Genomic DNA, 15,993 nt, shown 5'->3' with positions numbered 1-15,993 from the left:
ATAATTCTATGAAACATCTATTAATTGTTATTTTTTGTTTCTTTCAATATTTTTCAATTGCACAAATATCAGATTTTAGTCATATAGATTTTACCAAAGCAAACAATATTGTAAAACTCAATGAAGGAAAAGATTTAAATAATCTACCACTTCTAACTTTTCAGCTTACCCATAAACTCTCAACAGATGTTGAAAAATTTAGAGCCATCTACTTATGGGTTTCTCATAATATAGAAGGAGATGCTCAGCAACATAATTTAGTAAATCGAAAAAAAAAAAATTCAAAACAGATAGTCTTGGATACATCTCGTGGAATAACAAGTTCAAAAAAACCGCCTTTAAAAAACTACTACAGCATAAAAAAACAATGTGTACTGGTTATGCTTATTTAATAAAGGAAATGTGTTTTATTGCCAATATAGAATGTAAAATTATAGATGGTTATGCAAGGTCTTCAGAAACCAATATAAACGTTTTAGAATTGGTTAATCATTCTTGGAATGCTGTTAAGCTTAATGGAAAATGGTATTTATGTGATGCAACTTGGGCAAGCGGCTACATGATTAATGGTGTTCATTTTGTAAAAGAATACAATGATGGGTATTTTTTAACTGACCCAATACTTTTTGCCAAAAACCATTATCCTCTATATAAGAAATGGTTTTTAAACAACCAATTAGCAACACAAAAGTTTTTTCCTGAACCTATTGTGTATAATGAAACATTTAAACATAAAATTATACCAATTGAGCCAAATAACTTAAATACGTCCGCATTTAAAAATCAAGAAGTAGTTTTTAGATTCAAAGCTTTAGATACTATTTCAAAAAAAGATATTTCTTTAGTTAAGATTGTAGGAGAAAAACATAAAGCTTTTAAAATTTATGATTTAAAATTTGAGAATGGTGAAATCTCTTTTAAAAATAAATTTAAAAATAGAGGCTTATATGATATCCATTTAAAAATCAAAAACGATATAGTTGCCTCATACTCCTTCAAAATTAATAAAAGTCAACTACATAAGTAATTCAAAAACCACTTAGAAAACTCTAAGTGGTTTTTTTGTAACTTTATTACTTGTGAGCTCGTCTTACTATTAAATCAATCAAAACAATTATGAAAACAAAACTCACTATTCTAATTTTAGCTCTTAGTCTTCTTTTCACCACAGCTCAAGCACAAGATTTAACCCAACAATTCGATGATATTGTTGCCCAATATTACCAAAACGATACTCCTGGTGCAACCATTTTAGTTGCTAAAAATGGAAAAGCTATTTACAGAAAAGCTGTTGGAAAATCTAATTTAGAATTAGATGTAGATATGATACCAGAAAATGTATTTATGCTTGCATCTATTACAAAACAGTTTACTGCTATTGCTATTCTAATGCTAGAAGAGCAAGGAAAACTAAGCCTAAACGATCCTATTACTAAGTTTATTCCAAATTATCCTACGCAGGGCAAAATCATTACGGTTCATCATCTATTAAATCATACCTCTGGTATAAAAAGCTATACAGGTATAGGTAACTTAAGGCAAGTTGCACGTCAGGATAAGACCTTAGACGAACTCATAGACTATTTTAAAAATGAACCTATGGATTTTAATCCTGGTGATGCATATAGATATAATAACTCTGGTTACGTCTTACTTGGCAAAATCATTGAAGTAATCTCTGAAGACACCTATGAAGGCTTTTTACATAAAAACATTTTTGAGCCTTTAAAAATGAGCAACTCTAGATATGGTAGCAACAGAGCGCTAATAAAAAACAGAGCTATGCCATACGAGCAAACAGATCAAGGTTATATTAATGCAAGTTACCTTAGTATGACACTACCTCATGCGGCTGGAGCGCTAGTTTCTACAATAGATGATTTATTAAAATGGCAAAATGCTTTAGCAAATAACACACTAATAAAAGCAACTACATTACAAAAAGCAATCAATGGTTCAACTCTAAATAATGGTGAACATATTAATTATGGTTACGGATTAGGAGAAATGAACTTAAAAGGCTCTAAAGGTTACACACACAGTGGAGGTATTTTTGGCAGCTCAACCAACGGTATTTATCTTATTGAAGAAGATGTGTATGTTATTGGGCTTAGTAATTGTAGTTGTAATGATATAGGAGCTCTTACTCAAAATCTCGCTGCCGCAGCTATTGGCAAACCATTTCCAACAATGAAAGATGTCATTAATCTATCTGAAGACCAATTAAAACAATGGGTTGGTGCTTATGAATTTGAAGATGGAGCTATAAGACATATTTTTATGAAAGATGGAAAACTTAAAAGCATGAGAGAATCTGAAACCAATACTGCTTACGATATTTTTCCTTTAGCTGAAAATCGTTTTATGTTTGAAGAGGGTACGATTGAATATGAGTTCTCTAAAACCAAAAATGGCAAAAGACAAGCTCTGTTTATTACTGATTCTGAAAACCTTGGCAAAGAAACAGATAAGAAAATGCCAGAAGCAAAAAAAGAAATTACGCTTTCAAATGAAATATTAAGTCAATATGTTGGCAAGTATGAATTAGCACCAAACTTTCATGTAGATATAACTGTAGAAGGTAATCAAATATTTGCACAAGCTACAGGTCAAGGCAAATTTGAAATTTTTGCGGAAGATGAAACTACATTTTTTGCTAAGGTCACTGCTCTAAAAGTTATATTCAATAAAAACAAGTCTGGTAAAACAATAAGTTTTACACTACATCAAGGAGGTGAAGAAACAGTTGCAAAAAAGATAGAATAAATAAAAAACGTTCTAAAAAAAACTATAAGCCACCATATTAAATATGGTGGTTTTTTCTTATTAAAAGAATACGATAATCTAATTTTAAACTAATAACATCTATTTAATTCTTTTATAAAGAATGCATTACGTAACTTATAGTGCTTATAAGTTTAATTTATCACATTAAGTGAAACCTAAAAATTCTATAGTTAAAAACATTTTTAAAGAGCTTTCTTTTTCTGAAGAAGAATTAAAGCTTATAGAATCTGTTTTTCATAAAGTGAATATAAAAAAAGGTGAACTTCTAATTCATCCAGGTGATGTTGTTGATGCCATGTACTACATAACAAATGGTTGCTTAAGAGCTTTTCATATAGATTCGCAAGGTAAAGAACATACCATCCAATTTGGCATTAAAGATTGGTGGATGAGTGATTTTACTGCCTTTTTCTCTGATGAAAAAGCGATTATGACTGTTGAAGCCATTGAAGATTCTGTAATTTATAGAATTAGTACTAAGGACAAAGAGTATTTATATACCGAAATCCCTAAGATAGACCGTTTTTTCAGAATTAAACTAGAGCGTTCTTTTGCTGCTTTTCAAAAAAGAATACTAGCAGGTATATCAAAAACCGCAAAAGAACGCTATTTAGATTTTATCAACACATATCCAGATATTGAAAAACACATAAAAAACTACCATATAGCCTCGTTTCTGGGAATTACTACTGAAAGTTTAAGCAGAATTAGAAAAGAACTTTCAAATCATTAAATTTATTAACATACATCAATTTTTCATTGCAATATTAGTTCTATGTTTGCGCTACCCTAACAGTAATTTAAGTAATCCCTAAGGATTAATAGCCAAAAAGCGCAAGTAGAAAAACTTGCGCTTTTTTTATACTATTTAACACCTTAAAAATTAAGGCAATAAAAAAGCGTTATTACTAAAAAAAGAACACTAACAAGACCACACATTCAATTTTAGCAATAGGTTTTTTAACTATTAAAAAAACACTAAACTGATCTTATAAACTAAACAAACCTAAGCCTAAAATTTATTTGAAAGACTTTTCAAATTACAGCAAATCTTTTGTATTTCGACCCAAGCTAAACACCTAAAAAGCAATACTTTAATAATTTTTTATTAAATTCACTAAAACGTTGTAGTTTTTTATTCATAAAAACTAACGCCTCAAACCAAACCCAACATCGTTATGAGTGAAAAGCTTATATCCAAAAAAAAGCCTGCTTATCCTATTAGTAATTGCTTATCTGATTATCTAAGCGAACAAGGTAGAAATATTAAAATCCCCATTTTTTATGATGATTTACTACGCTTTCAAGGTGCTATAGAAATTTTTGATGATAATGGTAATGACACCTTATGGATTAGTTGCTACTATGCAGAATACGAACGCGACGAGATTGAACATAGTCTAAAACAAATGTATTCTATATTACATTCTGATGGAAGTGACAATATCATTCCCTACCTCAATATAGACAGTATCGATTTTTGCACCTTTGGTAATACAAAACCCTTTCGTATTAAGGTAAGAAATATTCTTAACGACAATTACATTTTCTTATATATAAAAAAAGCAGATGCTTCGCGCATATACGGTTTAGAGTTAGAACATTTATTATCACCCAATCATATCAATTTCTTAGTACATAAAGACACACTAATTGAAGAGCATATTTTAGGCATTCCTGGAGATACCTTTATAAACAATCACCTTAAAGCATTATCTGAGCAAGATAAACGCGCATTAGCAAAAGAGTTTGTAAAATTTAATGAACGTTGCTTTGTTAGACTACTTGCAGATATGCGTTCTTACAACTATGTTGTAGTAATTACTCAAGATTTTGATCGTGTACAATATCGTATTCGAGCTATAGATTTTGATCAACAATGTTATGAAGGCAATCCAAAAGTCTATAAACCTCAGTTTTTAAAAGAGAATAATGCGTTTGTAGAAATGACATTAAATGCACTTGCAGAAGAATCTATAAGACAATATGAAAAAGAAGAACGTTCACTGTTGGCTAAACGTGCCACAAGTGAGCACGAACGCCTAAAGGATTTAGTAGAATGCATGAAAAGTGATACCATTTCTACTCCAGAAAAGATAGATGAGCTAAGATCAGCTTTATTCAAATTAACTAAAGATGTTGGTTTTAAAAAATCAAAAAATATGGGAGAGCTACTAAGCAATGGCTTAGATTTTATCACCAGAAACTATATAAACGAAAATCCATACCTCATCAAATAACCATACCATCATGAAAATTAAAAAAGTTTTAGTAGCTAACAGAAGTGAAATAGCCATACGTGTATTAAGAGCCTGTTCTGAATTAAATATTAAAACAGTAGCTGTATATACTTATGAAGATCGGTATTCTCAGCATAGATATAAAGCAGATGAAGCCTATCAAATTGGTGAGAACAACGAACCTTTAAAACCGTATTTAGATATTGATGAAATTGTAACCTTAGCAAAATCTAAAAATGTAGATGCCATACATCCTGGTTATGGTTTTTTATCAGAAAACTCAGAATTTGCAAGGAAATGCGCAGAAAACAATATCGTTTTTATAGGTCCAGATCCTGAGGTTATGGATGCGCTTGGCGATAAAATTACTGCTAAAAAAATTGCTGTAAAGTGCAATGTTCCTATTATAGAAAGTAATAAAAAGGATTTAATTTCTTTAGATATTGCAATAAATGAAGCTAGTAGAATTGGCTACCCTGTTATGCTAAAAGCAGCTTCTGGTGGTGGTGGTCGTGGTATGCGAGTTATTAGAAGTATAGAAGATTTAGAAGCCAATTTCAATTCGGCTCAAAACGAAGCCCTCAATGCTTTTGGAGATGACACCATGTTTCTCGAAAAATATGTTGAAAACCCAAAGCATATAGAAATTCAAATTGTAGCAGATAGACATGGAAATATTCGTCATTTGTTTGAGCGTGATTGCTCTGTACAACGTCGCCATCAAAAAGTAGTAGAAGTAGCACCTTCGTATAATGTTTCTCAAAATGTTAAAGATGCCTTGTACAAATATGCTGTAGATATTACATCTGAAGTAAATTATAACAATATAGGAACGGTTGAGTTTTTAGTCGATCAAGAAGATAACATCTATTTTATAGAAGTAAACCCAAGAATCCAAGTAGAACATACTGTTACAGAAATGGTAACAGGTATTGATTTGGTTAAGACGCAAATCTTCATTGCTGGAGGTTATAAATTATCTGACAAACAGATTAAAATTTATGGTCAAGAAAGTTTAGCAACTTATGGTTTTGCATTACAATGCCGTTTAACCACAGAAGATCCTGAAAACAATTTTACTCCAGACTATGGTACAATTACAACCTATCGTAGTGCATCAGGAATGGGTATACGTTTAGATGCAGGTAGCATATATCAAGGCTATAATGTAAGTCCGTTTTTTGATTCCATGCTAGTAAAAGTTTCTGCTCGTGGAAGAACATTAGATGGTGCTATAAGAAAAATGACACGTGCATTGCGCGAATTTAGAGTTAGAGGTGTAAAAACCAATATACACTTTCTTCAAAATGTCATTAAACATGATACCTTTAGAAATGGTAAAGTTAATGTCAACTTTATTCAAAATACACCAGAGCTATTTGATATTAAACTCCCTCAAGATCGAACATCTAAAGCTTTAAATTACTTAGCAGAAGTTATTGTAAACGGTAATCCTGATGTAAAATTCATTGATAAAAATAAAGTATTTAGAGAAGCTAAAATACCAAAGTTTAATCATAAAGCTGCTTATCCAAAAGGCACAAAAGATCTACTGACCGAACTTGGTCCTGAAGGGTTTTGTAAATGGTTAAAAACAGAAAAAAAAATCCATTATACAGATACAACCATGCGAGATGCTCATCAGTCTTTGCTTGCCACACGTATGAGAACTTATGATATGCTTAAGGTTGCAGAAAGTTTTGCAAAAAACCATCCAAACACCTTTAGTATGGAAGTTTGGGGTGGAGCAACTTTTGATGTGTGTTTACGTTTTCTTCACGAAAGTCCATGGACACGTTTAAAACAGCTTAGAGAAGCCATCCCAAATATATTATTTCAAATGCTGTTGCGTGGCTCTAATGGTGTTGGCTATAAGGCTTATCCTGATAATTTAATAGAAAAATTTGTAGAAAAATCTTGGGAAAACGGAGTTGATATTTTTAGAATATTCGATTCGCTCAATTGGGTTAAGGCTATGGAACCAAGTATTAATTATGTTAGAAATAGAACAGGCGGAATTGCAGAAGCTGCATTAAGTTACACTGGTGACATCTTAGATATTACACAAACCAAATACAATTTAAAATACTACACCCAATTAGCTAAAGATTTGGAAAATGCAGGCGCACACATGATTGCTATAAAAGATATGGCAGGATTGCTAAAACCTTATGCTGTTACAGAATTGGTAACTGCATTAAAGGATACTGTTAATGTTCCTATTCATTTACACACACATGACACCTCTTCGCTACAAACAGCAACTTACCTTAAAGCTATTGAAGCTGGTGTTGATGTAGTAGATGTAGCTTTAGGTGGCTTATCTGGTTTAACCTCTCAACCTAACTTTAATGGAGTTGTAGAGATGATGAAATATCACGAACGCGCTCACGATTTTAACATTGAAAAACTAAATCAGTTTTCTAATTTCTGGGAAGACACAAGAGAACTATATTATCCGTTTGAGTCTGGTTTAAAAGCTGGCACAGCTGAAGTATTTCATCATGAAATTCCAGGAGGACAATACTCTAATTTAAGACCTCAGGCTGAAGCTTTAGGACTCGGAGATCGTTTTGATGATGTAAAAAAAATGTATGCAAAAGTCAACACGATGTTTGGTAATTTAGTTAAAGTAACACCAAGCTCTAAGGTGGTTGGTGATATGGCCATTTTTATGGTAACCAACAATCTAATACCAGAAGATGTTATGCAACGTGGTGAGGACATATCGTTTCCAGAATCTGTTATTAATTTCTTTAAAGGAGATTTAGGGCAACCATCTGGTGGATTTCCAAAAAAACTTCAGAAAATTATTTTAAAAGACAAAAAACCATATACAGACAGACCAAATGCGCATTTAAAACCTATTGATTTTGAAACTGAGTACAACACCTTTAAAGAGACCTATCAAAAAGGATTTACTAGAGCTATAGTAATGGAAGATTTCTTATCCTACACGTTATACCCAAAGGTGTTTGATGCTGCACACGAAAATTATAAAAACTACGGAAACGTGGCACTTATACCTACCAAGAACTTCTTCTATGGTATGAAGTTAAGAGAAGAAACGCAAATTGAGTTAGAGCCAGGAAAAACAGTTATTGTAAGACTTTTATCCGTAGGTATACCAAATGAAGACGGAAAACGTATTGTATTTTTTAAAGTAAATGGAGAAAATAGACTTGTTGAAGTATTAGACAAATCACTAAATATTAAAAAACAAGAAAACGTTAAGATTGATCCTGAAAACAATAATCAAATAGGTGCTCCATTACAAGGTTCTCTTTATAAAGTTTTAGTAGAAAAAGGACAGAAGATTAAAGAAAATGATCCTTTGTTTGTTATTGAAGCCATGAAAATGGAAACAACAGTTACTGCTCATAAAGCTGGAACAATTAAATCTATCGCATTAGATGAAGGCAGTATGGTTAAACAAGATGACTTGGTTGTGACCTTAGAATAAATCAACTTTTACAACTATTTGTTTTCAACTACCTTTGTGGGATAAATAGAATAACTAATTGCAAAAAAAGAAAACACCTCCTAAGATAAAGTCTCAACTTCATCAAAGAAGTCAGCATAAAGAACGTTATAATTTTGATGAACTTATAAAAGTTTCACCAGAGTTAAAACGTTTTTTAGCACCCAACAAATATGGTGACATCTCTATTGATTTTTTTAACCCAAATGCTGTTTTAGCCTTAAACAAGGCACTTTTAAAATATCATTATGGGCTTGAGTATTGGGAAATTCCTAAGCATTATTTATGTCCGCCAATTCCTGGTAGAGCAGATTATATACATTATGTCGCAGACATTTTGGAGGAAAATTATTCTAAAATTCCAAAAGGACACCATATTAAAGGTTTAGATATTGGTGTTGGCGCTAATTGTATTTACCCAATAATTGGAAACCACGAATATGGTTGGTCATTTATAGGCAGTGATATCAACGAAAGTGCTATTAATTCAGCAAAACATATCGTTGAGCAAAACCCTAATCTAAAATCTCATGTAGAAATTAGACAACAAGAAACATCTAATGTCTTTTTTACAGGCATTATTAAACCAAATGAGAGAATAGATTTCACCATATGTAATCCTCCTTTTCATGCATCTAAAGAAGAAGCACAAAAAGCAAGCTTAAGAAAACTTAAAAATCTTAAAGGAAAAACAAAAAGTAAGCCTGTTCTTAATTTTGGTGGGCAACACAATGAATTATGGACAAAAGGTGGTGAAGCTCGTTTTGTAAAAGATATGATTTATGAAAGCAGACACTTTGCCAAACAATGCCTTTGGTTTACAAGTTTAATATCTAAAGAAACCACGCTAAAGCCAACTTATAAGATATTACAAAAGGTAAAAGCCAAAGATGTAAAAACAATAAATATGGGACAGGGTCAAAAAATAAGTCGATTTATTGCTTGGACATTTTTAACAGAAAAAGAACAAAAAGACTGGGTTAATCAGCGTTAGTAAATTATTATCCTACCTTTGCTTCAAACTCTTATAAATGTCATTTAAAGACTTAAAACTTATAAAGCCACTTCTTAAGGCTATTGAAGCATCTGGCTATACAGAACCTACATTAGTACAGCAAAAAGCAATTCCTTCAATTTTAGACAAAAAAGATGTAATTGTATCTGCACAAACAGGAACTGGTAAAACTGCTGCTTTCGCATTACCAATTTTACAATTACTATTCGATAAGCAAGACGCACCAAAACGAGGTAAAAAGATAAGAGCACTCATTGTAAGTCCTACTCGAGAATTAGCCGTTCAAATTCAACAGAATATTAAGACTTATGCTCAATTTTCTAACTTAAGATCTTTAGTAGTCTTTGGTGGTACATCTATAGAACCTCAAATAGATGTTTTAAAAAAAGGTGTAGATATTTTAGTAGCTACTCCTGGTCGTTTGCTCGATTTGCACAAGCAAGATTATATCAATTTAGATTATATAGAAACTTTTGTTATAGACGAAGCAGATTTAATGCTAGCTATGGGCTTTATTGATGACATAAAAAAGATAGAACGCCTTTGCCCAGAAGAAAAACAAACCCTTTTATTTTCTGCAACCATTCCTTATAAAATTGAACAATTAGCTAATAGCATTCTTAATAAACCAGAGCGTATCGATGTTACACCAACACACTCAATAGCAAAAGATATTAGTCAGGTTTTATATTATGTGCCTAAACGAAACAAAATAGAATTGTGCCTGCACTTACTAAGAAACACAATTAAAGGCAATGTGCTCATTTTTAGACGTACCAAATTTGGTGTTAACAAGCTAGAACAAACCTTATTGAAGAATGGTTATAAGGTTGATAGTATTCATGGTGATAAAAACCAAAACGATAGGCTAACAGCGCTAAAAAAATTTAAAAATGGCTATGTTAAAATTCTTATAGCTACAGATGTTGCAGCTCGTGGTATTGATATTAATGAGCTTGATAATGTCTTTAATTTTGATATGCCTAACGTTGCTGAAACTTATGTGCATAGAATTGGAAGAACAGGTCGTGCTGGCAATATTGGCAAATCTTATGCTTTGTGCTCTGCAGATGAAAAAAACTATGTGAAAACTATTGAGCAATATATTAATGTTCAAATCCCTATTGAAACTGAGCATCCTTACCCCTTAGACCCTAAAGAGAAACCTATAGTTCATAAAAAGAAAGGTAGCAAATATAAAAAAGGTCGAAAAAGTGCTGCTTCTAAAAAAAAGAAGAAGCGTTGGTATTAATTTAGACAAACAGATTTCTTAGATTTTTAGACTGATAACATAAAAAAGCCAAAAGCAATAGCTAATGGCTAAGTTATTCATGTTTCACTTCAAAGAATGGATAGCGCTTTATGCCAAACTCTTTTAAATCTATTTTTTTATATCTATAAAATCTTCACCAAACCTTATAATACCGTGTTTTGTATTAATCTTAATTTTATTTGATGAAATATTTTCACCAATTACCATCATTTTAGTGGATTCATTCTTACGACTTGGTGGTATTTCTGTGATAATTTCACCGTAATAATGAACCGTATCTTGCCCAAAAGTTTCAATATAATACTCTATATTCTCTGGAAAAAACATATTGATTTCTGAGTATTCTGTATGCATTTTAAAATTGCCAAAATTGTTTGAAAAATTATGGATCCAAAATTTACTATTGAAATCTACTATTTTAACATTCTCACCTACCTCACCAATTTTTACATCTGTAAATTCACAATCAAAATCTAAATTTTTAATTTCTGCTAACTGAACTTTATCTACATGATTAAACTTGTATGAGCCGCCTTGTAATGCATTAGCTCTAACACTACCATTAACAACATCAAAATTATTTAAGTTATTAATTAAACTTTGAAATTTTAAATCTGTATTACGTGCATTTAACGTTATCTGGTTTTTTAAGTCTAGATTAAAGGTCATACTAGAGTTTATGACTGTAGCTCTTATATTAATATCTCTAGGTATTTTAATAATAAAATTTGTTTTGTAACTCTTAATGTTTTTAATCTTAACTTTTTTCTTTTTTTTCTTAGCATCAAGCTCTCGTATGTTTTTTAAATATTCTTTAAGGCTTTTTCCTCTAGAGCTACTATTTATATCATAAAAATATTGCTTTGACTGCCTAAATTGTTTGGTTGATTTTTCTTTAAATTTTATATGATCTCCTTCAAATGTTACCCCAAACAAACTTTCGAGACTATAAACTATTTCACCTGCAATACCTTCACTATTAGATTTAAAAACAAGTTTGTTTTCTTCAACAATTGCAGATGTCTTTATTTTACTTAAAATTTCTTGAACCTCTTTTTTTGAATAATTACTAAACTCAATCGTATAATCTATATGCAATTTCCCATCATTAGATTCTTCAAACTGAATATAAGACCTATTGAGATCTAATACTAAAGCTTTTAGTTCTTCATCAAAGCTGTTTTTATAAATTTCATGTTTCTGTGCGCTTAATGTTGCTGATGTGATGAGCATCAACAATAAGCATTTAAATGGTGTTTTCATTCTGTTCGTTATTTTGATTTAATATTTTAATGTGCTGCTGTATATCTTTTAACAAGGTTAAGCGTGTTTGTAGATTGTCTATTAGAGATTCTATAACCAATAAATTATTGGCATCATTCTTAAACTGTATTGAAATTTGCTGATAATCTTTATCTAACTCACTTAAACGTTTCTTATATCTTGCTACTAGAACCTCATCTTCTGCTATAGCAATAAAATTCTCCCATTCGTTATGGATTTCTTTTAAATATTGTGCTTCTACGGCTTCTATTTGTGCTATCATTGGCGATTTTCCTGCTACTGGTTCTTCGTAAAACAGACTAAAACCAACTGTTAATGCTATAATTGCCACTGCTGCAAATTTTAGCCATTTATATCTAGGCTTTTTTTGTTTGCTTTGTTGCTTTAACTTATTTAAAAATTCTACCCTATGATTATCCGGAAGCTTTTTTAAGCCTTCTTTCTCATTAAATAAATCTCTAATATCTTGTTTCATAATATTTTGATTTTAATAAGTCCCTTAGTTTAGACTTCCCTCTAGATAAATGTGTTCGAGAGGTTTTTACAGGTATATTTAGTATTTCTGATATTTCCTTGTGGTCATAGCCTTCTATTAAATATAACTTTACGACCATTTTATGTTTATCGTTGAGTTTTTCAATAGCTTCAATGATTTCAGCTTTTGTAATTGCGCTATCAAAATTCCAGTTATCATCATCTATTATTGCTATGTTCTCTACTGCATCATCACTAAACTCTATTTGTCGTTTTTTTAAAACATCTAGGCATTGATTGATAACAATTCGTTTTAACCAAGATCCGAAAGTAGCTTCTGGTTTGTAATTATTAATATTAATAAAAGCTTTTAAAAACCCTTCTTGCATAGCATCTTTGGCTTCTTCTTCATCTATTAAATACCTACACGCAACTGTAAACATAGCTTTGCAATAGCTATCGTATATCTGCATTTGTGCTATTTGGTTACCTTTTTTACAGGCTTCAATTAAAGTTTCTATGTCTAATTGCATTTAGTTAGTTAGCGTCTTTGTATTAAAAACGAAGAAAAATGATAAGGGTTTCATATTTTGAATAAAAAAGTAAAAATTAATTGAATATAACTAACTTTAGACTTAAATAACACCAACTAAACTACGATGAGTCAAGATTACAATAATCCTGCTTTTAAAAAATTACTTAAAAAATTACAAGAAGAAAGCTGGCAGCTAGAGTTGCTTATTTCTGGTTTTGCCATTTTTGGTTTATTCTCTGCTTATCCTGCAATAGAACTACTATATACTGAATCTCGAAACGAAGGGTATTTTCTAATAACACTTGTTTACATAGTTGCCTTAATTTCTATCGTAATTTTAGGTTTTAACCTTTTATTACATGTTATACTCAGAGGGCTTTGGATTGGTGCTTTAGGCTTACGCTATGTATCTGGAGATATTGATTATGAAAAACTTAATTACAGCGAAAAATTCACAAAATACCTAAAATACAAAGTTGGATCTTTTGATAGGTATATTGCTAGACTAGAGAATTATTGCAGTATTATTTTTGCGATTTCCTTTTTACTGATTTTCTATGTTTTAGCTTTTATTTTTACAATTAGCGCTATTGCCTTAATTTCTAATTTCTTGATTGCTGACGATAGTTTTTCGCCTTTAGGGAAAATAATTGGTATTCCATTAGTAGTTTTTCTCGCTTTTGGAATGTTATTGGTATTCATTGACTTTGCAACGCAAGGTTGGTTAAAAAAGAAAAGAAGACTTAGTAAGTTGTATTTTCCGTTTTATTGGGTGTTTAGCTTTATAACGCTTTCGTTTTTATACCGACCGATTGTCTATAATTTTTTAGATAATAAGTTTGGGAGACGCTTAAGTTGGTTTCTATTACCCATTTATATCTTTCTAATTATATTATCTTCTTTTAACAACAAAACATCTAACTACTTTAATGGCAATTTAAACTCTAGTGCCATAATTGGTGATATAACAAACTATGAAGATTTATTAGTAGATGATACAGATTTTATTGAAGATGTGGTAATACCCTCTAAAGTAATAACAGAAAACCACTTAAAAGTTTTTATAATTTTTGATGATAAAATTGATGATTATGTGTTTGGTTTTAATCCAGATCTAAAACCTAAAGAAGATATAAGAGGTATGAGCTCTGACATAATTGTTATAAACGAACTTTCTCGAAAAAAACGCGATAGTATTAGACGCGAGTATATGAAAACGGTAAATGATATTTACAGTATTAGAATAGATAGTACTACATACAAAAGCGAATTTATACTTACTAAAAGTAAAAAGAAACAAAAAGGGTTAGAGACTTATATTAACATTAAGGACTTACCTGAAGGGAAACACCTTGTTAACGTAATGAGGAAACGCATAAGAAAAAAAGACACTAGTAATGTCTATGAAGCCAGAATTCCGTTTTGGTATTATCCTAATTAATAAGTTAATCGGTTATTTAAATACTGTTTTAATAATGGTATTTGTATGCTTAACATAATTACAAATAGCACTATAGCATACATAAATGTAGTTGAAAAATCTACAGACAACCCTTCTAAAAGATTTAAAGAAACATCTGGTAAATTATATTTTTCTGATAAACTAATTGAATTCTCAGAACTTTGAAACACTACGTAACCAACAAACCCAATAAAACTAGCTGTAATAAACCACAAAACATATTTAGGAATTAGAGGCTTATAAATAAAAGTTTTAGATTTAGGTAAAGCTTCAATTTTAGACATTACATTTTCTGTAAAATTATGAGGTGCTTGTTCTAAACGATCAGCAGACATTAACTTACTTATCAGGTCTTCTATTCTTTTATCATCCTTGTTCATAATCAGGTCTTTTTTGTGGCTGCAAATATTGCTCTAAAATAACAGCTAATTTTTTTCGTGCTCTAAATAATTTCACCTTTACAGTGTTGGCTTCTACATTTATAATCTTAGATATTTCATCTAAAGATAATTCTTCAAAATAAAATAAGGTTAATAAAGCACTACTATCTTCGGGTAATTTATTAATACAATTTTTAATTAAAGTACTTTTTTCTTCCTTAATTATATGATCTAAAGCATTATCTATAGTATCTAATTTGTTATATGTAAACTCATCTATGGCAACGTTATTTAAATGTTTTTTATTCTTCTTTAAACTATCTAAACATGTGTTATACGCTACTCTATATATCCAAGTAGAAAATTTAGAGTCTCCTTTAAACTTATTAAGAGACTTAAATACTTTAATAAAAGTATCTTGTGCTACTTCCTCTGCTTCCTCTCTACGCTTTAACATTCTTAATGCTAAAGTATACACCAAATCCTTATAACGATCTACTAATTGCGCATAAGCTTTAGTATCGCCATTATTAATAGCTGCAATTAATATGTTATCGTCGTTGGTGGTCATTTTTATTTAAGACGACATTATATTGTATAAGGTTACAACATCAGATAAAAATATTTTTTTTTTAAAAAAAGTGTAACCTAAATAAAAACCTTGTCGTCATAACTTATGAAACACAATAAAATTAATCAATTAAAAAATAAACATTATGGAAGTAGCAGTTTTAGCAATAATTTTCGGATCAATATTTGGTGTATTCTATCTGTATTTTTCAACGCGTAATAAAGAACGCTTAGCATTAATAGAAAAAGGTGCAGACGCAAGTATCTTTAATATTGGCAAACGCACAGGAGCATCATGGAAAGTCGTAGTTATTAATTTAGCCTTTCTGTTAATGGGAGTTGGTGCAGGTGTGTTAATTGCCAATATATTAGAAACCTATACAGGTTTAGACGATAATGCCATATATCCTGCAATGATCTTTTTAATGGCTGGACTAGGATTATATATTGGCTTTACACAAACCAAAAAAGCTTTAGATAATTAAACACAAC

At 30.6% G+C, this 15,993-nt stretch carries 15 protein-coding genes; 10 read left to right on the top strand and 5 right to left on the bottom strand.

The annotated features are described in order from the left end of the window. Window positions 1-8: 8 nt before the first annotated feature. From N4A42_RS01845 to N4A42_RS01810, 8 genes are all read left to right on the top strand, one after another. Entirely contained in the window at window positions 9-392 is a 384-nt protein-coding gene (locus tag N4A42_RS01845) for a hypothetical protein (RefSeq protein ID WP_294069051.1), read from the top strand. Then, window positions 368-1,027 (top strand): hypothetical protein, encoded by a 660-nt coding sequence (locus N4A42_RS01840; RefSeq protein ID WP_294069049.1) that lies wholly within the window; start codon window positions 368-370, stop codon window positions 1,025-1,027. The genes N4A42_RS01845 and N4A42_RS01840 overlap by 25 nt, the downstream gene beginning before the upstream one ends. An 89-nt stretch (window positions 1,028-1,116) precedes the next feature. After that, window positions 1,117-2,766 carry a serine hydrolase gene (locus tag N4A42_RS01835; protein ID WP_294069047.1) on the top strand — a complete coding sequence of 550 codons (1,650 nt, stop codon included), beginning with the start codon at window positions 1,117-1,119 and terminating at the stop codon, window positions 2,764-2,766. Window positions 2,767-2,935: 169 nt separating this feature from the next. Then, window positions 2,936-3,520, top strand: coding sequence for a Crp/Fnr family transcriptional regulator (locus N4A42_RS01830; protein ID WP_294069044.1), 585 nt, complete (start codon window positions 2,936-2,938; stop codon window positions 3,518-3,520). Window positions 3,521-3,965: 445 nt separating this feature from the next. Continuing rightward, on the top strand, window positions 3,966-5,027 hold the full coding sequence (locus N4A42_RS01825) for a hypothetical protein (RefSeq protein WP_294069042.1): 1,062 nt from the start codon (window positions 3,966-3,968) through the stop codon (window positions 5,025-5,027). A gap of 10 nt (window positions 5,028-5,037) precedes the next feature. Then, window positions 5,038-8,490 (top strand): pyruvate carboxylase, encoded by a 3,453-nt coding sequence (locus tag N4A42_RS01820; protein ID WP_294069040.1) that lies wholly within the window; start codon window positions 5,038-5,040, stop codon window positions 8,488-8,490. A 58-nt stretch (window positions 8,491-8,548) separates the two neighbouring features. After that, complete coding sequence (rlmF, locus tag N4A42_RS01815; protein ID WP_294069038.1) at window positions 8,549-9,502, top strand: 23S rRNA (adenine(1618)-N(6))-methyltransferase RlmF; 954 nt, start codon at window positions 8,549-8,551, stop codon at window positions 9,500-9,502. Window positions 9,503-9,539: 37 nt separating this feature from the next. Next, the gene (locus N4A42_RS01810) at window positions 9,540-10,775 is read left to right on the top strand and encodes a DEAD/DEAH box helicase (protein WP_294069035.1); all 1,236 of its coding nucleotides are present in this window, start codon (window positions 9,540-9,542) and stop codon (window positions 10,773-10,775) included. A 129-nt stretch (window positions 10,776-10,904) separates the two neighbouring features. Here N4A42_RS01810 and N4A42_RS01805 read toward each other — a convergent pair whose 3' ends face one another. The 3 genes from N4A42_RS01805 to N4A42_RS01795 are packed head-to-tail and all read right to left on the bottom strand — an operon-like array spanning window position 10,905 to window position 13,087. After that, the gene (locus N4A42_RS01805) at window positions 10,905-12,059 is read right to left on the bottom strand and encodes a hypothetical protein (protein WP_294069032.1); all 1,155 of its coding nucleotides are present in this window, start codon (window positions 12,057-12,059) and stop codon (window positions 10,905-10,907) included. After that, window positions 12,043-12,555, bottom strand: coding sequence for a hypothetical protein (locus N4A42_RS01800; protein WP_294069029.1), 513 nt, complete (start codon window positions 12,553-12,555; stop codon window positions 12,043-12,045). Before N4A42_RS01800 ends, N4A42_RS01805 begins: the two co-directional genes overlap by 17 nt. Further along, complete coding sequence (locus N4A42_RS01795) at window positions 12,539-13,087, bottom strand: sigma-70 family RNA polymerase sigma factor (protein WP_294069026.1); 549 nt, start codon at window positions 13,085-13,087, stop codon at window positions 12,539-12,541. Before N4A42_RS01795 ends, N4A42_RS01800 begins: the two co-directional genes overlap by 17 nt. A gap of 126 nt (window positions 13,088-13,213) precedes the next feature. Here N4A42_RS01795 and N4A42_RS01790 point away from each other — a divergent pair, with 126 nt between their 5' ends. Continuing rightward, on the top strand, window positions 13,214-14,530 hold the full coding sequence (locus tag N4A42_RS01790) for a hypothetical protein (protein WP_294069023.1): 1,317 nt from the start codon (window positions 13,214-13,216) through the stop codon (window positions 14,528-14,530). Here the strand turns inward: N4A42_RS01790 and N4A42_RS01785 are convergent. After that, a complete protein-coding gene (locus N4A42_RS01785; RefSeq protein WP_294069020.1) occupies window positions 14,527-14,931 on the bottom strand; it encodes a hypothetical protein in 405 nt (134 codons plus the stop codon). The two genes, N4A42_RS01790 and N4A42_RS01785, sit on opposite strands and share 4 nt — an antisense overlap. Continuing rightward, window positions 14,918-15,502, bottom strand: coding sequence for a sigma-70 family RNA polymerase sigma factor (locus tag N4A42_RS01780; RefSeq protein ID WP_294069018.1), 585 nt, complete (start codon window positions 15,500-15,502; stop codon window positions 14,918-14,920). Before N4A42_RS01780 ends, N4A42_RS01785 begins: the two co-directional genes overlap by 14 nt. 145 nt (window positions 15,503-15,647) lie before the next feature. On the opposite strand from N4A42_RS01780, the gene N4A42_RS01775 reads away from it, so the two are divergent. Next, the gene (locus tag N4A42_RS01775) at window positions 15,648-15,986 is read left to right on the top strand and encodes a DUF6249 domain-containing protein (protein ID WP_294069015.1); all 339 of its coding nucleotides are present in this window, start codon (window positions 15,648-15,650) and stop codon (window positions 15,984-15,986) included. The last annotated feature ends 7 nt before the right edge of the window (window positions 15,987-15,993 follow it).

It is taken from the genome of Winogradskyella sp., assembly GCF_025210595.1.
Classification (GTDB): Bacteria; Bacteroidota; Bacteroidia; order Flavobacteriales; family Flavobacteriaceae; genus Winogradskyella.
This window is presented reverse-complemented; position numbering and strand designations above follow the sequence as displayed.

What these genes read in the sequence shown, in the direction of transcription:
- N4A42_RS01845 (WP_294069051.1), top strand. Translation starts at nt 9, where the DNA reads ATGAAACATCTATTAATTGTTATTTTTTGTTTCTTTCAATATTTTTCA.
- N4A42_RS01840 (WP_294069049.1), top strand. Translation starts at nt 368, where the DNA reads ATGTGTACTGGTTATGCTTATTTAATAAAGGAAATGTGTTTTATTGCC.
- N4A42_RS01835 (WP_294069047.1), top strand. Translation starts at nt 1,117, where the DNA reads ATGAAAACAAAACTCACTATTCTAATTTTAGCTCTTAGTCTTCTTTTC.
- N4A42_RS01825 (WP_294069042.1), top strand. Translation starts at nt 3,966, where the DNA reads ATGAGTGAAAAGCTTATATCCAAAAAAAAGCCTGCTTATCCTATTAGT.
- N4A42_RS01820 (WP_294069040.1), top strand. Translation starts at nt 5,038, where the DNA reads ATGAAAATTAAAAAAGTTTTAGTAGCTAACAGAAGTGAAATAGCCATA.
- N4A42_RS01810 (WP_294069035.1), top strand. Translation starts at nt 9,540, where the DNA reads ATGTCATTTAAAGACTTAAAACTTATAAAGCCACTTCTTAAGGCTATT.
- N4A42_RS01805 (WP_294069032.1), bottom strand. Translation starts at nt 12,059, where the DNA reads ATGAAAACACCATTTAAATGCTTATTGTTGATGCTCATCACATCAGCA.
- N4A42_RS01800 (WP_294069029.1), bottom strand. Translation starts at nt 12,555, where the DNA reads ATGAAACAAGATATTAGAGATTTATTTAATGAGAAAGAAGGCTTAAAA.
- N4A42_RS01795 (WP_294069026.1), bottom strand. Translation starts at nt 13,087, where the DNA reads ATGCAATTAGACATAGAAACTTTAATTGAAGCCTGTAAAAAAGGTAAC.
- N4A42_RS01790 (WP_294069023.1), top strand. Translation starts at nt 13,214, where the DNA reads ATGAGTCAAGATTACAATAATCCTGCTTTTAAAAAATTACTTAAAAAA.
- N4A42_RS01785 (WP_294069020.1), bottom strand. Translation starts at nt 14,931, where the DNA reads ATGAACAAGGATGATAAAAGAATAGAAGACCTGATAAGTAAGTTAATG.
- N4A42_RS01780 (WP_294069018.1), bottom strand. Translation starts at nt 15,502, where the DNA reads ATGACCACCAACGACGATAACATATTAATTGCAGCTATTAATAATGGC.
- N4A42_RS01775 (WP_294069015.1), top strand. Translation starts at nt 15,648, where the DNA reads ATGGAAGTAGCAGTTTTAGCAATAATTTTCGGATCAATATTTGGTGTA.